The sequence below is a fragment of the Rhizobium sp. PEPV16 genome (assembly GCF_008919455.1).
In the GTDB taxonomy this organism is placed as follows: Bacteria; Pseudomonadota; Alphaproteobacteria; order Rhizobiales; family Rhizobiaceae; genus Rhizobium; species Rhizobium leguminosarum_Q.
This window is the reverse complement of the sequence record NZ_VSZV01000345.1, coordinates 5,042-5,343: the sequence shown is the minus strand read 5'-3', so window position 1 is coordinate 5,343 and position 302 is coordinate 5,042. Positions and strand designations below refer to the sequence as shown.

General features: G+C 63.9%; 1 pseudogene. It reads left to right on the top strand.

The window, feature by feature from the left end:
- Positions 1-149 precede the first annotated feature (149 nt).
- Positions 150-302, top strand: a pseudogene (locus tag FY112_RS38100) (DUF736 domain-containing protein); the annotation flags it as partial.

The following is a 302-nucleotide window of genomic DNA, read 5'->3' as shown; positions in this document are numbered from 1 at the left end:
CCACGCAGAGCCGGACCGGCGGCCATAATGGTTCGTCCGCCCCTCGGCTGCACGAGACCATTCCCGTTCTCCATGTCGCCTTTCTAAGGGCCTGGCCGCCATCAGCGTCAACCCGCAAGGGGTTCCCCTGCGCTGCGCTTCGGTGACGCCTGCGGTTCGGTCCCTTCTTCGGGCGCCATCGGGAATGGTCCCGAGCAACCGAAGGAGACAATACCATGGCTACCACGATCGCAACCCTGACCGGAAAGAGCGACGGCAGCTTCGAAGGCATCTTTGCCACCATCCGGGTCAACGCCCCGATT